We start from the raw sequence: 2,334 nt of genomic DNA, 5'->3' as shown, positions 1-2,334 counted from the left end.
GTCCACGCTGCAAACACGCTTAACACATCAAGTTTTCCAATTATCGATTTCATCACCGAACTTCCTTTGGCTTATAACGCTCCACTCACCGGAATTTTAGGAGCGTAGCGAGTGAAATTTCCGAGTGCAGTGGCTTGTTATATGCCTTACGCAATTTGGTACTTATCCTTTCTCAAAGTAAATGCAGGTATGGTTCCTTCCAGCACCTCGACTATTTGTTCATTTATACCTGCATTTTCAATACCGCCGGAAATAAAAGTAAATCGATTCCCATTTTCTTTATCTATACACACTTTGATGACCTGTTCAGAGTCAGCAACAACAGCCAAATTGGGGTTATGTGTAACCATAACTATCTGTCTATATTTTTTAGCCTCTTTTATATAAGGCACTAGGACTTTAGCAACACTGTTATTGTCTAGATTGTCCTCTGGCTGGTCGATAATAAGAGGAACCTCCTCTTTATCAAGTACTAAATAAAAAACCAAGAGAAGAGCACCTTTTTCACCCGGTGACAATTGTTCTAAACTTTTACCCTTTTGCTGCAAATCATAAAATGGTTCAAGAAAACTTAACCCAAATATGTACGAATATAGTTCTTTTCTATCCTTTGTAACGTCACCAATATAGGTGTTTTCACCTTCTTTAGCACTCGATCTTTTATCAAACTCTAAATACTCAATAATTTTTTCTAAGAACCCGCTCACACCATCTGAATCATTCCAGTCTGTAGGAACAATAAGTTCTTCTTGAAGTAAGGTTAAACCATCGTCACTACCATAAAATGACCCAATTCGATTCTGCTTTATATTCCTTAAAATTGAATATTTAAAGTCGTTGGAGCAGTAAAATGAACTAGCAATACTTAGTCCAGAAACGTCAGATTCAGAAAGCTTTCTAGAAATTTCAACCTTTACCTCATCATAAAATGATTTTATTTCTGATTTTTTTTGAAAAATTTCAATAGACTTTTTGATTCTTAAATTTCTTAATTCCCGAATATCATCCTGTAAGCCATTATCTATGTATTCTAGTTTTTTGTTTATATAAGATAAGCTATCAATTGTCTCTGAATTACCTTCTATCTCTTTTCTTTTATGATTCCACTCCGACAATGCACTCAAATAATCTTGATATGCTTTCTGCTCTCCAGTAAATTCAGAATGTATATTCTTAATCTTAACCTTTAAATATTCGGCCTTTGATGTCAAATTAAGAGACTCATAACTTTTAGAAATAAAATCATCTTCAACTAACAATAGTGCTGCATCTTTCTGATTAGATGATTTCAATGCATCAACTACAGATTTAATTATATTTTCATCAAAACTAGCGCTAATTACCTTAGATATATCAAAGCCACATTTTTTAGCTATTTCGTTACCATCAGAAATAGTGGTAATTAAATCAGTGTACTTGTTCTTTAAGTCACGATTTAGTTTCTCTACTTCAACTATTAAATAATTTTTGTCTGAAATACTCTGCCTTAGCTCTCCGATCTCTGTTTCTATTGCCAACTTGCTTGCTTCGAGATCTTTGAGATCCGCTTTTTTCTTTCTAGTTTCTTCTGATTCGGTTTGTTTCGAAGGGTCTTCAATAGCTAATGGCTTAGAATCACTATGAACTTTTAGCTCCTCTTCTTTCACCTTTTTCTTGCTGAGTAAACTTTTTTTAAAGTCCGGATTGGTTTGATTTTCCAGTGTTATGATTTCATCATTTAGCTCTAGCACTTTCTCATTTATATGATGGATTTCTTTTTCAGCAGATGACTTCTTTAACCCTATAAGCTCTTTAAATGAAACCTTGCCCATTTTGTCTTCAGAAGGAACATACTGAAATACAACTTTTTCAATTTCCTCCCTAAACGCATCTACTTTCCCTATCTCATTACAGACTTTTTCAAAGTAACTTTGTGGCAAATACCGAACGAGTCTTTCTTGACTTTCATCAATGGTATGAATCAAATCACGCTCTTCAGTTTTTCCACCACTTTCAAACTCAACCCAAGCACTAAACCTATCTGCAAGTCCTTTCTTTTTAAACTTGTTTTTATGCAAAAATATATAGTCATCCGAATGTTCAGCATCTGAACACATAGCTAAAATATCTGATAAAGCGCTCTTTCCACTTCCTTTATGGCCTATGATAGTGACAAGTTCACTGTTTAGCGGTATTGATAAATCCTCAAACCAAATTGAATTATTATCATTTTTACCTGTTCTCTTTATATTAAGCGTTTTAATATATTTAGTTTTATTGTAAGCGTATAGCTAACGACACCTAGCCTTGCTTAATATTCCAAGGTAATAGCGGTTCAAGGTCACCGGGCTGCTC

1 pseudogene is annotated in these 2,334 nt (G+C 34.1%); it reads right to left on the bottom strand.

Going from position 1 to position 2,334, the window contains the following annotated elements:
- Positions 1-146: 146 nt before the first annotated feature.
- Positions 147-2,258, bottom strand: a pseudogene (locus tag QMA08_RS20280) (TrlF family AAA-like ATPase); the annotation flags it as partial.
- Positions 2,259-2,334 lie beyond the last annotated feature (76 nt).

Source organism: Pseudoalteromonas sp. APC 3355, assembly GCF_030407615.1.
GTDB lineage: Bacteria > Pseudomonadota > Gammaproteobacteria > Enterobacterales > Alteromonadaceae > Pseudoalteromonas > Pseudoalteromonas distincta.
The sequence above is the reverse complement of the archived record's forward strand: the minus strand, read 5'-3'. Positions and strand labels throughout refer to the sequence as shown.